General features: G+C 40.4%; 19 protein-coding genes. 12 read left to right on the plus strand and 7 right to left on the minus strand.

Annotated elements, in window-relative coordinates; all coding sequences use genetic code 11:
• Window positions 1–7: 7 nt before the first annotated feature.
• The 4 genes from R8389_RS00945 (at window position 8) to R8389_RS00960 (ending at window position 4,069) form a co-directional block, all read left to right on the plus strand.
• Complete coding sequence (locus tag R8389_RS00945) at window positions 8–1,150, plus strand: MFS transporter (protein ID WP_317637648.1); 1,143 nt, start codon at window positions 8–10, stop codon at window positions 1,148–1,150.
• Between the two features lie 143 nt (window positions 1,151–1,293).
• Window positions 1,294–2,319, plus strand: a complete 1,026-nt coding sequence (locus R8389_RS00950) for a Gfo/Idh/MocA family protein (protein ID WP_317637649.1) — start codon at window positions 1,294–1,296, stop codon at window positions 2,317–2,319.
• 13 nt (window positions 2,320–2,332) lie between these two features.
• Window positions 2,333–3,199, plus strand: coding sequence for a sugar phosphate isomerase/epimerase family protein (locus R8389_RS00955; protein WP_317637650.1), 867 nt, complete (start codon window positions 2,333–2,335; stop codon window positions 3,197–3,199).
• A gap of 18 nt (window positions 3,200–3,217) precedes the next feature.
• On the plus strand, window positions 3,218–4,069 hold the full coding sequence (locus R8389_RS00960) for a TIM barrel protein (protein WP_317637651.1): 852 nt from the start codon (window positions 3,218–3,220) through the stop codon (window positions 4,067–4,069).
• Window positions 4,070–4,295: 226 nt separating this feature from the next.
• On the opposite strand, the gene R8389_RS00965 is transcribed toward R8389_RS00960, so the two are convergent.
• The 7 genes from R8389_RS00965 to R8389_RS00995 all read right to left on the minus strand — a co-directional run bounded on the left by R8389_RS00965 (window position 4,296) and on the right by R8389_RS00995 (window position 10,415).
• On the minus strand, window positions 4,296–5,144 hold the full coding sequence (locus R8389_RS00965; RefSeq protein ID WP_317637652.1) for a TIM barrel protein: 849 nt from the start codon (window positions 5,142–5,144) through the stop codon (window positions 4,296–4,298).
• Between the two features lie 12 nt (window positions 5,145–5,156).
• Window positions 5,157–6,014: a TIM barrel protein gene (locus R8389_RS00970; protein WP_317637653.1), complete on the minus strand. Its 858-nt coding sequence runs from the start codon at window positions 6,012–6,014 to the stop codon at window positions 5,157–5,159.
• A gap of 478 nt (window positions 6,015–6,492) precedes the next feature.
• The gene (locus tag R8389_RS00975; RefSeq protein WP_317637654.1) at window positions 6,493–7,770 is read right to left on the minus strand and encodes a glycosyltransferase family 2 protein; all 1,278 of its coding nucleotides are present in this window, start codon (window positions 7,768–7,770) and stop codon (window positions 6,493–6,495) included.
• Window positions 7,767–8,258 carry a hypothetical protein gene (locus R8389_RS00980; RefSeq protein ID WP_317637655.1) on the minus strand — a complete coding sequence of 164 codons (492 nt, stop codon included), beginning with the start codon at window positions 8,256–8,258 and terminating at the stop codon, window positions 7,767–7,769. Before R8389_RS00980 ends, R8389_RS00975 begins: the two co-directional genes overlap by 4 nt.
• Before the next feature lie 324 nt (window positions 8,259–8,582).
• Entirely contained in the window at window positions 8,583–9,059 is a 477-nt protein-coding gene (locus tag R8389_RS00985) for a hypothetical protein (RefSeq protein WP_317637656.1), read from the minus strand.
• A 16-nt stretch (window positions 9,060–9,075) separates the two neighbouring features.
• On the minus strand, window positions 9,076–9,645 hold the full coding sequence (locus tag R8389_RS00990; protein WP_317637657.1) for a hypothetical protein: 570 nt from the start codon (window positions 9,643–9,645) through the stop codon (window positions 9,076–9,078).
• 113 nt (window positions 9,646–9,758) lie between these two features.
• Window positions 9,759–10,415 (minus strand): hypothetical protein, encoded by a 657-nt coding sequence (locus R8389_RS00995; RefSeq protein WP_317637658.1) that lies wholly within the window; start codon window positions 10,413–10,415, stop codon window positions 9,759–9,761.
• Between the two features lie 60 nt (window positions 10,416–10,475).
• On the opposite strand from R8389_RS00995, the gene yaaA reads away from it, so the two are divergent.
• The 8 genes from yaaA to R8389_RS01035 all read left to right on the plus strand — a co-directional run bounded on the left by yaaA (window position 10,476) and on the right by R8389_RS01035 (window position 16,338).
• Window positions 10,476–11,243: a peroxide stress protein YaaA gene (gene yaaA / locus R8389_RS01000; protein ID WP_317637659.1), complete on the plus strand. Its 768-nt coding sequence runs from the start codon at window positions 10,476–10,478 to the stop codon at window positions 11,241–11,243.
• 58 nt (window positions 11,244–11,301) lie between these two features.
• Entirely contained in the window at window positions 11,302–11,901 is a 600-nt protein-coding gene (locus R8389_RS01005; RefSeq protein WP_317637660.1) for a histidine phosphatase family protein, read from the plus strand.
• Window positions 11,902–12,021: 120 nt separating this feature from the next.
• Window positions 12,022–12,564, plus strand: a complete 543-nt coding sequence (locus R8389_RS01010) for a TetR/AcrR family transcriptional regulator (RefSeq protein WP_317637661.1) — start codon at window positions 12,022–12,024, stop codon at window positions 12,562–12,564.
• Entirely contained in the window at window positions 12,564–13,625 is a 1,062-nt protein-coding gene (locus R8389_RS01015) for an ABC transporter permease (RefSeq protein ID WP_317637662.1), read from the plus strand. Before R8389_RS01010 ends, R8389_RS01015 begins: the two co-directional genes overlap by 1 nt.
• Window position 13,626: 1 nt before the next feature.
• Window positions 13,627–14,301: an ABC transporter ATP-binding protein gene (locus tag R8389_RS01020; RefSeq protein ID WP_317637663.1), complete on the plus strand. Its 675-nt coding sequence runs from the start codon at window positions 13,627–13,629 to the stop codon at window positions 14,299–14,301.
• Between the two features lie 431 nt (window positions 14,302–14,732).
• Window positions 14,733–14,954 carry a hypothetical protein gene (locus tag R8389_RS01025; protein WP_317637664.1) on the plus strand — a complete coding sequence of 74 codons (222 nt, stop codon included), beginning with the start codon at window positions 14,733–14,735 and terminating at the stop codon, window positions 14,952–14,954.
• A gap of 89 nt (window positions 14,955–15,043) precedes the next feature.
• A complete protein-coding gene (locus R8389_RS01030; protein ID WP_317637665.1) occupies window positions 15,044–15,655 on the plus strand; it encodes a TetR/AcrR family transcriptional regulator in 612 nt (203 codons plus the stop codon).
• 143 nt (window positions 15,656–15,798) lie between these two features.
• The gene (locus tag R8389_RS01035) at window positions 15,799–16,338 is read left to right on the plus strand and encodes an NADPH-dependent FMN reductase (protein WP_317637666.1); all 540 of its coding nucleotides are present in this window, start codon (window positions 15,799–15,801) and stop codon (window positions 16,336–16,338) included.
• Window positions 16,339–16,342 lie beyond the last annotated feature (4 nt).

Below are 16,342 nucleotides of genomic sequence, written 5' to 3' on the forward strand. Positions count from 1 at the left end.
ACTTCACATGAATAAAGAAAATACCAAATTTTTAAGTATAGTAACCTTGTTTTGGTTTGCACAGTATGTTTATGTTCCTTATCAAACTCCTTTTTTAACCGCCATTAACGTGACCTCAGGTTTTGTGGGGCTGATTATTGGATCTTATGGTTTTGCGCAAATGGTGCTTCGAATTCCATTAGGAATGTTAGCTGACTGGCATTTAAACCACCAAGTTATTATTGTTACCGGTACCTTGTTGACAGGGTTAGCGGCACTTATTAGGCTAATATTCCAGACTGGAATAGGATTTTTAATAGGAAATATCGTTTCTGGAATTGCTAGTGCAACTTGGCTGTCATTTATTGTGTTATTTTTAAAAATTAATTCTAACGCCAGCAAAGTAGAAAATATGGCAGTCCTGGTAATGGTCAATAACTTGGGGATATTATTAGGATTTCTTGTTTCGAGTTTACTATATTCAAGTTTGGCTATGTCAGGATTGTGTCTATTTAGCGCTTTGGCTGGCATGTTAGCCTTTATTTTGTCTTTAACTCTACCGCAGCTTAAATTTAAAAAGAATGCCGGAAAAAAACCATTAGGTAAACTTGGCCAAGTTTTTAAAAATAAAACACTAATAGTTTGCGGGGCATTGGCCTTTATTCAACAAGGAATACAGCAGTCGACAACAATGTCATTAACGATGCAAATGGTTAGGGAAATTGGTGCACCGGCATATTCTGAAGGATTATCAGCCATAGTCTATATGGGGTCAGCGGTTCTACTGGCAAAATCAACTTCTGCAAAATATCTTACGAAATTCACCAGGAGAGGGATTTTACTTGTTAGTTTTATCTTGCTAGCAGGGTATTGCTTTTTAATTCCGCTAGTATCTTCAATCTATTTAATTTATTTATTACAAATTATTCCAGGTATTGGAACCGGTATCTTATTTACAATTCTAAATGCTGAAGCAATTTCTGTAGTGCCGTCGAACACCTTATCCACAGCGACAGGAGTTTTTCAATCTATTTATGCTTTAGGTATGACTACTTTGCCTATTTTTGCGGGCCAATTGTGTGCAAGGTACTCGATAACTATCTCTTTTTTTAGTATGGGTTTGTTTGCTTTAATAGGTGGGTTAATCGTAATCAAATTTTGGCCAAAATAGCATAAAAACTTTGATTCGTTTTTACATTTTATGAATACTAATTTACATTGAGGTGCACTAGGAAAGCTCTATAATGAAAATTGTAACAATTGAGCGAAACCGCTTACGAACTAGCAGTAAATGTAAATTTTAGGAGGAAAAACATGACACTAAGAATAGGTATTATTGGTTGTGGTTATAAAGGCGGCGATCATATTGACCGTGTAGCCAATCAAATTAATGGTGCAACTTTAGCGGGCGTGGCTGATATTAAGCAAGAACGTGCTGAAAAATACGCTAAAAAGTATGGCTGTAAACATTTCCAAAGTGGAGAAGAATTAATCGCATCTCCTGACATTGATGCGGTAATGGTAGTTACTCGTCCACATGATACTCATGTACCATTTGTACTTAAATCGCTTGAAGTAGGTAAGTATGTTTTTACTGAAAAACCACTGTCAACTTCAGCAGAAGACTGTAAACGCGTTGTGGAGGCTGAAACTAAGATTGGTAAGCGCCTAGTACAAGTCGGGTTTATGCGGCGTTATGATAATGGTTATCGTCAAATTAAGCAGGCAATTGATGAGGGTACCTACGGGAAACCATTGCTACTTCACATGACCCATAGAAATGAGACCACGGTTTCGGACTATTACGATAACGATGCCATTGTTGAAACTGCTATCCATGAATGTGATATTATGCACTGGTTAGTTGGTAGTGATTATGACAAAGTTTCTTGCTTTATTCCGGCTGCACAAACCAGATATACTCATGAGGGCTTAAAAGATCCGCAATGCATGACTTTTGATACTAAGAACGGTATTCATGGCGATCTGGAAGTATTTGTAAATAATCATAATAGTTATGATATTAATTGTGAAGTTGTTTGTGAAGAAGGTACTATCTCTTTGACCAGCCCGATCTTTTCAAAAGTAAAGACGCAGGAAAGAGAACAGACAGCAATTCCTGAAAATGACAGTTACCGTTTCCGTCAGGCTTTTGACTCAGAGATTCAAGATTGGGTAAACGGAGTTTTAGCTGATCACCTTAATCCAACTGCTCCTACCACTTGGGATGGCTTAATGGCTTGCGTAGCCGCTGATGCCTTGGAAAAATCGCGTGATAATGGCTTTGTAAGAGAGCCAGTTGTATTGCCAGAAAGACCAGAGTTGTACAAGAACAAGTAATAGGAGACGCTTTATGAAATTAGCATATGATGCTTCAATGTTTCGTGATAGTACTCCATTACATGAAACGATTGATAAAGTAGCAGCATTGGGTTATAAATATCTTGAATTAGCACCAAGAACAGACTTTTTTTGGTTTTACCAGTATCCAAAAGCAAATTCTGCGATGATTTCCAAGGTTCGCCAGTGGTGTAAGGATGCGGGAATAGAAATTTCTTCACTAGTACCTGTTCAGCAATGGTCGTCTCCGGATGAACAGGAGAGACAGGCAGCTGTCCGTAATCTGAAAAGAACGATTTGGCTTGCTTCAGAACTAGGCGTTAATACCATTAATACTGAATTTTCAGGGGATAAATATAATTCCGTAGCTTCAGAAGGACAATGGTATAAGTCGATGGAGGAATTACTGCCAATTTTTGAAAAGGAAGGAATTTACCTTGAAATTCAGGCCCATCCGAATGACTTTATTGAGTCTAGTTATTCAGCAGCCCAGCTGATTCGTTCGCTTGATTCTAAAAACGTTGGTCAGGTCTTGTGTTCAGCTCATGCGTTCTATTCTGATAATGGCAAGGGTAATGTTAGAAAACAAATCTTGGATTCAAAAGATATACTGAGCCACGTTTTAATTGCTGATACGTTTAATTATGCAGGTTCATATGGACTTAGGTATACCATCAACCCACCTGCCGCTCCAGTTACTATTCATCAGCACTTAAATCCTGGTGAGGGCGAAGTGGATATGGCTGCATTCTACTCTACTCTTCGTGAGATTAATTTTGATGGTATTGTCACTAACAACGTCTTTATGTGGCCTGATCGGATTGAATGGTCAAACGAGCAGACCTTAAAGTCAATTAAGGCAGGTCTTCATATTAAATAGAAGAGGAGGACAGAAGCTATGCTTTCTGATAATGATTTTTGTATTAATAGAAAGGCTGCACCTGGATTAGATCTGAAGGACTTTATTCAAATGGTTGCAGACCTTAATATTAAATATGTGGAATTACGTAACGACATAACTGGTAGAGTTGCTAATTCGACAATTTTAGATGGTTATCAACCTGAAGAAATCAAGCAATTACTTGATGAAAAAGGGATTGAAGTTGTTGATATCAATGCCCAGGGTAATATGGATCTAGCTCAAAATCTGGATGAAAACTTAAGCAGTCTAGAAGAAATGATTTCAATTGGTAGAGTCTTAAACGTAAAAAACATCCTATTTTGTCCAGTTAGGGATGCCAACGATTCAAGAACAGGTGATGAACGTCGTCAAGGCGCAATTGATAATATGAAAGTCTACTCTAAAGTATTAAAAGCAAACGGCATGAGTGGTCTACTAGAACCGTTAGGTTTTGTAGACGCTACTTTGCAGACACCATGGCTTGCCCAGGATGTTATTAAGGCGGCAAATGTTGACAATTTTAAACTCGTGGCAGATAATTTCCATTACTATCTAGCTGATGTAACTGAGCATGACTTTGCGACTAAAGTTGATCCATTTATGGTTGGTTTAGTTCATTTGAGTTCAGTTGTTAATGAAAAACCGCGGGCAGACTTAGACGACGCCGATCGGGTTATGCTTGAAGAAAATGACATCATGCATGTCAACAATTTTGTCAAAATGATTGAGAACAGCACGTATAATGGCTTATACTCATTTGAACCATTTTCACCAGATTTATCTAATTGGGGTGCTGAAAAGGCTAAAAAAGAAATTATTCATAGTATAGATTTAATCAACGCTGAATAGACTAGATTTGAATAACAGTATTAATTGAGTGATTGGACATTTAAAGTTTAATGTTCAGTCGCTCTTTTTATATCCCATTTTATTGACTAGACTTCCTTAATAATAGATAACGGATGGCTAAATTTGTGCTCTTTAAGGAGGCTAATAATTGTATTCAAAAAGGCGGATAAAATCATTTTGTCCGCCTTTAATTAAGATGTTTAACAGAGTACTGAGAGAGTATGGCCTAACCTGCAATAATCTTTTTAATACTGCTAATAATTTCTTGCTTACATTTGTCATAGCTCCATTGATCAATTTCAGGGGCACAAGGTTCAAACGAATATAAACCAAAGTAGTTACTTTCTTTAAACCAGTTAGTCTGATCGATCGTTTTCATGATGTCCTCATCATTGTCACAAATAAATAAGCGGTCGGCATCGTCAGCTTCTTTTGGACTTTTGTTCGTTGGAATGGAGCTTAAGTGAATCAGACCAACGCGACTGACGTCAACTTTTTCATCAAAGTCCTTCTTTGTAACCTGTGCCTTATAATAATGGAAAGTATCCGCGATTAGCTTGAAGTTCTTGGCGTCAGCTTCCTGGAGAACCTGCTGAGCAACCCAAGGAAAGCGCAGAGATGAATCACCAAAGCCCAAGGGCTCAACTAAACCATTGATTCCAGCAGCACCGAGAATGTCTGAATAGGTGCGGATATTGTGGACTAAATCGGCAAACTTTTGGTCGTCGGTGCGTATGTCATGCGCGTTCCTAATTGGGGTGAAGAGGATGTGTTGGGCACCGATTTTCTGGGCGAGATTGACTAATTCAGTGACTGCTTGAATTTTATTATTCCAGTGACTGCGGTCATCCAAGTTAAATTCGGCCGAAATATTAGCTACATGAACGTCGTATTCCCGTTGAAGTTGATTAAATTCTGCACTAGACAAATCATCTAAAAAATTACTACCTTTGTGGATATCTGTCCGCAGCTCGATGTTATGTACACCGACTTCATTAGCCAATTTAACAAAGTCGCTTAGTTTTAATCCACCTGCACAACACCGGTTAATACAAAAATCGTTTAATTCTAGCATAGTTAATTCCTCCTAAATATTTTCAATTAATTTAATACTGGTTAATAAATTGTTTTTTGCAGTTTTGTAGTCCCATTTGCGAAGTTCATCAGAGAATGGTTCAAAAGAGAATAAGCCCCTAAAATCACTATTTGCAAACCAGTTAATACTAGCGTAGGCGCTAATTGCATCTTGGTTAGGATCACGCAAAAGCACACGGTTTTGATCGGAGAGCTCTTCTTTTGGCAGTTGGACTTCGACGGTACTCATGTGAATCAGTCCAACCTTAGCAACATCAAGCTTAGTGAATAGATCTTCAGGAGAAACACCACCCATAAACCAATGGAAAAGGTCCGCTACTACCTTAAAATTGGTGGCGTTTGCTGCTTCAATGATATCGATAGCCCTAAAAGGTGTTCTGATTGAACTTTCAGGGAAACCCAGTGTCTCAAATAAACCAAACATTCCTTCCGCTTGCAGACGATTAGAGAAAAGCTTAATTGTCTTGACACCTTCAGAGAACTTATCATTATCACTGCGAGGATCATTTTTGTCCATGACTGGGCAGAAGAGGATCTTTTTGGCACCGATACCCTTTGCAATGGCAATCATTTCGTCTAAATCGTCCAGGTTACTATTCTTTTGGACAAGCGAATCAGTATTACCAATAGAATTAATATCTTCAACTTGAACATCGTATTTAGTTAATAGGTCGTTAAACTCTGAAATGCTCATGCCGTCTAAAATGTTTGCGTTGTTCGGTGCTCCCGCCAAATCATTACGCAACTCTACATGCTTGATGCCAAGATCGTGAGCGAGCTTAATGAATTCGGCAACTGGTAAACCGGGCAAAACCTTACGGTTAAGACATAGATTTGAATTAGTAATCATCTAGAAACCTCCATTTGTAAAGTTAATATTATTTGCTATAAAAGCTTTTCTCATAATTAATAGTAGATAACAAAGGAAGGATGGTAAATGTAAAAATAGCGCGCATAATTGTATTTTTGACCTAATTGGAACGCGGTAAAATTCAAAATTTTTTGTCTATAAATAATTATGAAAGACTGCTTTAGTTGACTAGCTGAAGTAGCCTATTACCTGTCAGCATAACTTTTATTCTTGAGGTCGTTTACGCTAAAAGCTGTCGTGCGAGAAGGTCCCTAGAAGATGAACTAACGGAAGTTTTTGGGGCGTCTAAATAAATTGACTATTACAGCAGTAAAAGAACTTAGAGCAAACAAACAGGACTAACTCCTGCTGAATGTCGGAGTTAGTCCTGAGTTTAAAATCATTAATCTGTTCTAATCATGAATTGCCATACTATTTAAGGTTAGTTAGCTATTGGAGTTGAAGTCATCAAAATATATCATACCCGATTTGGACTATTCCAAGTTCCTGAGCCTTCATGCCGGATGGTATAAACAGCCGGTATAAAGCTAACTACAATGGTTAGCGAAGTAACTATCCACCACCAGATGATGTAGAGGGGAGCAAACAGCAGGTAACGGAGTTTGCTGGCTTGGCTATCGATGATTAAAGCAACAGCCAACTGGATTACGGCTGAGATTATCCCAAAACTTAGAAAGACTGCTGCAAGGGTAAGGATATATGGCAAATTACCTGTCCTAATGTTTAGAATTATTAAGACAACAGAAGCAATTATTGATATCCAGAAGAAAAACGCCCATAGAATACTGAAAGTTTGATCAAAAAACATGAGGGTCTGTCCGATATTAGCAAAGGGATGACACAGTACTTTCTTGAAATTGGTCAGCCAAACTTCAATTCCTCCTTTAGCCCAACGCTTACGTTGAGCATAGAGAGCCCCTGCCGTTTCGGGGACCGAAGTGTAAAAGGCAATATCAGGGGCAAATTTTGCAAACCAACCATTCAACTGTTGGTCCCATGCTGCACTGATATCTTCGGTAGCCCGATCTTGTCGAAATAATCCGACATCCATGACGGCACTTTTACGGTACATCGTGTTAGCGCCGCTGTAGGCGTAGACACCGCCGAACACTCCTTGTTCTACACGCTTAATGATTCCCACAATACTCGAGAATTCAACCGTTTGTGACTTGGTAATCAGTTTAGTCCGGTTTAAAACATTCATGTTGGCGGTAATTGCAGCAATATTGTCAGCACCTTTTTGGGTAAAGTAACGGAGATATTTTTGCAATGCGTCTGGTTCAGGGACAGTGTCCGCGTCATTACTTAAGATAAATTCTCCCCGTACAAAGGCTAAGGCCACATTAAGGGCGTGAGCTTTGCCTTTGTTACTTTTGATGCGAATGACACGCAAGTTTGGATACTTTTCTTGCAGTTTTTGCAGGATAAAGGGTGTGCGATCAGTTGAATAATCATCAACTACTAAAACTTCATAATTACTATAGGTTAATTCGGTTAGCATATAGGTAACAGTAGCTTCGATGCAAACTTCTTCGTTATGCGCAGGAATGACAATTGAAACCAGGGGCTCGTCCTGGTGCGCAAATTCTGGATACTTGAGCTTGTTCCCTTTGTAAAGATACTTATAGCACACGGTACCGACTAACCAGGCGATTGAACCGAGAATAGGATAAGAAATTAATATCCAGAAAAGAATGTTAAGAATAGTACTGCAGATTTGCCATAATTGGCTCATTGGTCGACCTCATTTAATTCAAATAAGTTTTGAATATAGTTATTGTCAAAATTTTGGTTACCTTCAACTTGATAAAAGTGTGCTGCTTGCCGCTGGGCCTTGTCGCCAAAATGCTGCTGGCAAGCTAATTCGACCACGTGCCCGCGCCGGCTACGCATCATTGACCGATTTGTTTCTTTTTGCGCAACCGCATGTTTGAAATGGAGGTTATTCCAAATGGTAACAATAATGAAAAAACCCGTGATAAAAACAAAAAATGTTCCAAAAAACAGCGCTAAAAAGTTTACTAGCTTAAACTCATCACTGAAATAGGCAATGCCCAATTTATGGGCTAGTTGTTGATTACATAAAGGTAAAAATACCCAAAAAATAGGAAAGAAAATGACCATCCAACTAACTAATGCAAGGATAGTTTGCCGTATTTTTAAGGCTTGATGGCCACTTTGAAAATATTTGTCTGAAGTTAATGGTGATACGCTATGCTTCATTTTATTCTTTCACTTCTCCCTTAAATTTAAGTATTAGCAAACCTTTTGGCTGCTAGTGCTTCCTAATCAGTCATCATTTAGGAAAAAATTCGCAGTCAACGCTAGTTGATTATTACTGAATCTTAAATAGCTTGAACATTCTTGCGATTTTAAATGAAAACAGATAACTACCTAACTTAATGTACTCTGTTAAACCCTTATTCTATTAAAATTTTCTAACTATTGCAATGATAATTTAGGGCGATTGGGACTTAATAAAGATAGTGCCAGTAGAACTATCTGAAATGAGCTTAGGACTGTTGAAGTAGCTTAGCGCAATATTTGCTATTCCTTATTTTGGAACTGCGGTTCTTTAAGCTTGCTGGGTGCGATAGGCCCGCCAAAAGGCAGTGTGGGTAGTTTACGCAAAAGCCAGGTGACTAGGGGATAAATGCCGGCTTTAAGCTGGCCCAAGACAGAAACCAGTACACCAAACCAGAGCAAGCAGGAACGGACAACTTTGGTGTAATAAAGAATACGGTTGGTTTGCACATCTTTGGCCGTTTTTACCTTGAAGTAGCGAATTTCTGCAGTAGTAGTTGATCGTTTAGCCGAAGTACTTGCAGAAAATAATTTACGAGCATCGTTGGTAGTTTTGTGGTAAATTGCATGATAAATTTTGCGCCAGGGATGAGCCCAGCCCATTCCGCGTTTCCCATAATTGGGAATAAGTGCTTTTTTAATCGTTCTAGTAGCGCGGCCTTTGGTTTTGGCCGCGATTGTTTTTTTGAGACTGGGCTTGCGTAAACCAACCTTAACCATGGTGTGTTTAGCCCGCCTAGTTTTCCCACTTGCAAGGGGTGTAGCCCTGTGCAAGTGCTTGTCCTAGTGTCATTTTGCTGATGTTTCCGTGAGCCCGACTTAAACCGCGACAAGATGGGGTATAATGGTACCTGCTACCAGAGGTCGGAGCAACATAAACTGTTCGACTATTCCGGTCATTAGCAGCTATCTGTTGCTTTTGTTGTTTTGGGTGCCTCTGCTGTTGTCTTTGGGGTTTTTTTCGGACTTTTTGGTTAGCAACTAGATGTCTTTGCGTAGCGCGTCTGCGGGCGCGAATTTTGCTTTCTTGTGCTTTTTTCTGTGCTAGCTTCTTTTGAGCAGCTTTTTTTGGTGTTTTCTCTAGCAGCTGCTCTTGCAGGGCTTTTTTGGTTGGCTTTTTTTCGGTTAGGTCCTTAGTATGCGCTTTTTTGGCTTGCTCGCTGCGTGCTATCTTGCTAGAGCGCGGCGCCGCGGCTTGGGAACTCTCAGCGTTTGACGTAAATTGGCCCCGATTATTGACTGCGATAATGACGGTGGTAATTAACCAGAACCACCACTTTTTATAGAATGGTTTCTTATACTTCATCTTATTGCTCCTTCAGTTTTTTCTTATCTTATTGTAATTACGGGACATCGGAGTGTCAATGCCCTTATCCTGGTTTCAGTAGCAATAAAAAAGCGGGGACAAGCCCCGTTTTCTTAATATTTTGTTGCAATAAGATCATCTTCCTGGCGGTGCTCCTGGATACGCACAATCTGCCAGATTAGATTGTCAGGCGGCATGGCACCTAAGTTGATGGTTAAGCTGCCATCCTGATAGTCAAAGTCTAGTTCTGTCCGGTTGTCAACCAGTTCAATGCGATTAGGCGCTTGTGCCATACCGGTAACTATAACTTGGGCAGGCACTGGACGATTAACAAATAGATACTTTTGATAGTGCATATGTCGATTCTGTAAGACAAAACCATGGTTGGCAACAAGTGAGCTGGGCTCACTCTCATTAAAGGCATGACCAAAGCGATGCATCCAGCGGTTAACTTGGTCGAGCAGAGCCTGCGCGCTTTCAGACAAGGTCCCATCTTCACTAACGGATAAGTTAATAATTGTTTTTTGGCCGTCCTTGCGCTGGTGCACCATGTGGTCGATGACTTTGTCGGCAGTTAGTTCTTCTCCCTGGTCTTCATCTACGAGTGCAATGACGTACTTATTGCAAGCTTGTTTGAAGTCGGCTCGTCGGTCATTTGTTGCAACAGCTCGGGCCCCGATATTCCGGGCCGTTTTAACCAAAAGATCGACATCTACATCTTTTCCGGTTTTTAGTTTAAAATTTAGAATGACAGCAAAGTCAGGATTCATTAGTTCTCTCCTTAGTACGTTTAGTATTAAGTTTAACGCAAAAGGTGGAAATTACGAAAGATGAAAATTATTATCTCACCCGCAATGAAAATGAAGGTTGACCGCGAATCTTTTCCGGTTAGGACTAAGCCGCAATTTATCACGCAAGCAAGCGCATTGGCAAGTTTTCTTAAGCAGTGTAATTTGGCTGAACTGCAACAGATTTGGCAGTCCAGTGAACGCATGACTAAGGAAGGGCAAAAGCAAATTAGTGCGCTTAAGCTGGCCCAAACCACCGGGCTTACGCCCGCAATTATTTCTTATTCGGGCATCCAGTACCAGTATATGGCGCCAGATCTGTTAACCAGCCCGGCCCTTGATTATTTGCAGCAAAATGTCCGCATTCTGTCTGGCTTATACGGACTTTTGCGGCCCTTTGATGGCGTCTGGCCGTACCGGTTAGAAATGAAGAACAAGGTACAAGGATTTAGTCAGCCTAACCTGTACAGGTTTTGGGGCAGCAGCCTAGCCGACACTTTATTTAGTCAGGATGATGTGGTCATTAACCTGGCTTCTAAGGAATATTCACGGAATATCACGCCTTTTTTGACGGATGCTCGCCAAATGATTAAGATTGATTTTCAGGAAGAACACACCGGCAAATGGAAGACAGTTGGCGTCCACGCCAAGATGGCTCGCGGTGAAATGGTCCGCTTTATTGCGGCAAACCAACTAACCAGACCGCAACAGTTACGAGACTTTAATGACTTTGGTTTCGCATATAATGAGGAACATAGTACATCAGATACTTATGTCTTCCGAACGAAGTTTGACTTTAAGCGTCATTAATAAGCAATAAAGTAAAATGGTTATTAACAGTAAAAAAATTAGCTAAAGTGAGGTTAAGATGGAAATTGTGTTTGTTCGGCATGGCCAGACAGATTTGAATAAGACGGGTCGTATTCAGGGATCATTGTTTGACCATGACTTGGATGCAGAAGGGCGTGTCGAGGCAGAAAAGGCGGCAGCCAAGTTCGATCCGTCCAGTTTCGAAGTGGTTTTTTCTAGTCCGATGACTAGGGCACTGACGACGGCCCGGCTTTTTGTTAAGGGTCAAAAGGAGATCATTGAGGATCAGCGACTAATTGAGTTTAACTTCGGTGAATGGGACGGGGAGTTTTTGCCAGAACTGGGCAAGCAGTATCCCGATGCAGTTGACCCGTGGGGTAAGGCAGCAGCCAATTACGTTAAGTATGCCCCCAGTGGTGCGACCTTTGAGGATTTGCATGAGCGGTGTGGCAGTTTTCTAAATGAGCTGCAAGCAAAGTATCCCAAACAAAAAATCCTAGTGGTCTGTCATGGCACTTTGATCCGAATGATGTTTGCTCATTATTTTACCAATGGTAATATGGATTACTTTGACACGATTAATAATTGTGCTTTGGCCAAGCTTTCATATCTTGATGGCTGGCCGCGAATTAATTATTATAATCGGGTGTTAAGTTGATCCGATTGCAAGGCTCTACAGGAGCCTTTTTATTTTACACTGATATTTTAAGAATACTTTTTGTTTGACGATTTTTTCAAGCAGACGTATTCTTGTCTAGGTGACACGGTGTCACTTTTTATGAAAGAAGGTGTCAACAAAATGGTAAAAGCGACTTTTACTAACTTGCCCGCGACAAAGAAAGCGTTAGTTCAGTCGGCCTTACTGAGAGAATTTAGCAACTATCCTTTGCAAAAGGCGCAGGTTGCTCGGATCGTCAAGGACGCCGGCATTGCTCGCGGGGCTTTTTACAAGTACTTTGATGATTTGCCGGATAGTTACCAATACCTCTATCAGTGCGCTCTTAAGGAGATTCATGCTCATTTAAAAATCGGGCCAATTTTTGATCCAAAACTGTTCTACCAAAGTGTAGTGCAATTTATTGAGCACACACAATCCAGTAAGTTTGCCGAGCTGATTAAGATGCATGTCCTCAGCAATGAAAGTGTAGTTGCCAAGCCATTTTCTAATGACGCCTCGATTGAATTGAGTCCGCAAAATTGGAGCGCGATGGTGCTCAGTCATGCGACAATCCACATGGTGCTTGAAAATCCAAGGCAAAAGAAGGCAGTATTGTCACGGTTTAAAGCAGGACTCGAATTGTTAGAAAAGGGAGCAAATTAGTGTTTTTAGCAATTAAAGAAATAAAACGAGAAAAACTGCGTTACGGATTAATCATCCTGATGATTTTTTTAATCAGTTACCTGATTTTCGTCTTGTCATCACTTGCGGTTGGCCTAGGCAGCGAAAACACCCAGGCAATCGAATCATGGCAAGCTAAGCAGGTGGTTTTAAACAAGAATGCTAATGTCAGCATGAGTCAATCAGTCCTTTCTAAAGACGATCTCAAAGCTGCCAAGCTTACTAAGGATGAGGCGCTAGTCGGCCAGACCCCAGTCGTGGTTAAGGATAAGCAGCGGCCCCAAATTTCAGCCCAATTTATTGGTATCAAGCGTAGTCAGTTTATTTATCAAGAGCAAGAAGTAATTGCTGGGCGAAAAGCCAAGGGTGGCAATGAAGTGGTAGTTGACCAGGCCTTTCAGACCAAGGGTTATCACTTGGGCGACAAACTTGAATTGAGTGGTTCGAAGCAAAATTACCGGATTACCGGTTTTGTTAAGAATGCTAAGATCAATATTGCTCCAATTATTTACGGGACGCTTACCAAGTGGAAGAAGTTGCGGCAGGGAATGCCAGATTTGCGGGCTTCAGCAATTATTTCGCGCCAGCCAGCGTACCACTACAATCACGAAAACAGCAAGACCTATCCCATTAAGCAATTTATTAACAAATTACCAGGTTATACTGCTCAAAACATGACTTTTCAACTGATGATTGGCTTTCTCTTCGTCATTTCATTAATTGTTATTGCGGTCTTTTTGTACATCTTGACCATGCAAAAAATGCACAACTATGCGGTAATGCGTGCGCAGGGAATTCCCAGTTCAACCCTCGTCAAAGCGACGGTCAGCCAGTCACTTATTCTGGTTGTGTGCGGAGTTGTGATTGGGCTGTTAGCAATGTGGGTTACAGCCCAAGTGCTTCCGGCCGCGGTGCCGCTGAGTTTTACTCCGCAAATCATCGTTAGTGGTACGGCTGGCATGCTTTTAACAGGGATTATCGGTAGTTTGATTCCGATTAGGTCAATTTTGAAAGTAGACCCGGCAAAAGCGATAGGAGAATAAAATGGCAGTGCTCGAATTAAAAAATGTGCAAAAAAAATATGGTACTGGTGCGGCTGAGGTTGTAGCACTTGACCAGATTAACTTTAAAGCTAATGAAGGCGAAGTGGTTCTAATCATGGGACCGTCTGGAGCGGGAAAAAGCACCTTCTTAACGGTTGCCGGTTCGCTACAAAAACCATCCTCCGGTCAGGTTAAAGTTGATGGCAAGAATATTGCTGAAATTTCGCCAGCAGAAAGTAATAATCTACGGCTACAAGAAATCGGTTTTGTGCTGCAATCATATAATCTGGTGCCTTTTTTGACTGTAGAAGAACAGTTTGAACTGGTGCGACGCGTCAAAAAGACTGGTAATCTTAATGATGCAGCCCTAAAGAAATTGCTTGCGCAGCTCGGCATCACTAACTTGGTTGACAAGTATCCAAGCGCATTATCAGGCGGCCAGCAGCAACGTGCAGCGATTGCCCGGGCGCTCTATGCTAATCCGGAAATTCTACTTGCAGATGAGCCTACGGCCTCGCTGGATAGTAAAAATGTCGATGAGGTGGGGCAGTTATTTAAAGACTTGGCCAAGGACTATAATAAGGTCGTTATCCTAGTAACCCATGATCCGCGGCTGGAACAATATGCAGATCACATCTATGAAATGATGGATGGTAAAATGACTAAAAAGCGATAATTATTGAATGGATATATAATAAATCAGAAATAAAAAAACAGTAGGGTCTATTTTTGTCTTAGCAAGATTAAATAAGAACTGCTGTTTTTTCTTGCTAAGTGTTATTTTAAAAGTGGCTTAAAAAGTTGATACAGTCATTGACAGTCGCACTTTAAAGGCAAAACTAATAATGATTTTCAAGGGCTGAAAAGTGTTTGGGTCTTGACAAAGGGACTTAAAATTTACTATCCTAACACTAGATAATAATTGTTATTTTTTGATTTAATAACCGGGGTCTTGGCCACATTTGTGGTTTAAGTCTGGTCTAGTTAAAGTGATAAAAATAACCGTTAGTGTAATGCGGATTTGCTAGTGCAGTCAGTGGCTCTATGAAGGTTAGCTCGGCTAGACGCAAAGGATATCCAACTAATTTTGAAGATGGAGTATAAGTAATGAATGAACTTCCTAAGGATAAAACTATTGAATTGTCAACGGATTATCAAAATCAACGGATCAATATCAACTTTTCCGATGATTTAACTGATGATCGCGAACGCGGCTATATCTTGTCTGCGGCGTTCTTTTCCTACTGTGCGGCGCAAGGCTTGAGCAAGGATGAGGTAAGTGACATGGTTTCATCATATTATGATGAGTTTTTAGACAGTAATGCATAAGCAGTACTGCAACTGTTGTCTAATGATGTTAGTTTTTGTGCTTGGTCAAAGCAAGAATTAATAAGTGAAATGACAGATAGGGATTTGACATGGCGAGAAGAAAAGAAATAGGAAGAAACAAGATTTTAAACATTGCCTACAAAATGGTCGTCAAGGATGGGGTTGAAAGTCTTACGGCCCGCAACATTGCTAAAGTGGGGCATTTTTCGACCCAGCCCTTATATCTTGAATTTAACAACATGCATGAATTGCGCAAGGAGGTTTTGCGCAAAATCGCAGATAATTTAAAGAATAATATCCTGCAAAAGAAATATACTGACAAACCGTTAATTGATATTGACTTATCCTATATTGAATTTGCCCAGGAGCACGAGAACTTGTTCCGGGCAATGTTTGTTGATGGGAAATTGGGTAGCGAAATTATTTCAGACACCTTAATTACGTTGGGAATTGAAAAGTTTAAGGAGCAATATCAGGACACCGATTACAGTGACGAAAAAATCAAAAGTATTGTCACTGCCAACTGGATTACCGCCATCGGTATTGCCTCTTTGATTGTTAATCGCATTGCTACCTTTTCACAGACACAAATTGTTAATGTCTTGACTGCCCAAATTAACGATGCCATTTTGAATGATTGGCTGAGTAAAACTGGTAAAGTTTCTATTTTTGATAATGTTACTGGAAAGAGCAAAAACTAAAAAAACGCGTAGAAGCGGGCGGGATATGCCGCCCGCTTTTGTATATTTAATTATCAAGATGGATAAAAAGCAAGTTTATGTCAGAAGGCTCGGAATGATGCTATAATCAAGTTAGAAATTAGTTTTCCGAAAGGTGGTTTTTTATGAAAATCCTTGCATTATCTGGCTCAAATGCCAATAATTCATTTAACGAAGCGTTGCTTAAGTATATTACTAAGCATTTCGCTGCTAAGTATGACTTTAAACTGGCTACTGTTAAAGGTATTCCCATGTTTAAAGAAGGTGAAAGCATTCCTGCAGCTGTCCAAACTCTGGCACAAGAGATTGAGGATGCGGACTTGGTGTTGATTGGTTCACCAGAACAACAACACTCAGTAACCAGTGCAACGAGTAGCGCACTTGAGTGGCTATCATCCGACATTCACCCATTTAAGGGTAAGCCAGTTGCACTTGTTTCAACTTCACCAATGCCTCAAGGTGCTGCGCGTTCCCAAAGTCGCTTGAAGAGTCTGTTGACTGCTCCTGGTTTTGGTGCTGTAGTCTTTAATGGTGATGAGTTTATGATGGGTACCGCACCGGCACAATTTGATGACAATGGTGACTTGAAGGACAAGTCAACGATTGAATTCTTGGGCCACTTCTTCGATGAAGTTGACGAGTGGTATGCACAAGTTACTAAGTAAGGAG

This window comes from Lactobacillus xylocopicola (assembly GCF_033096005.1).
Lineage (GTDB): Bacteria > Bacillota > Bacilli > Lactobacillales > Lactobacillaceae > Lactobacillus > Lactobacillus xylocopicola.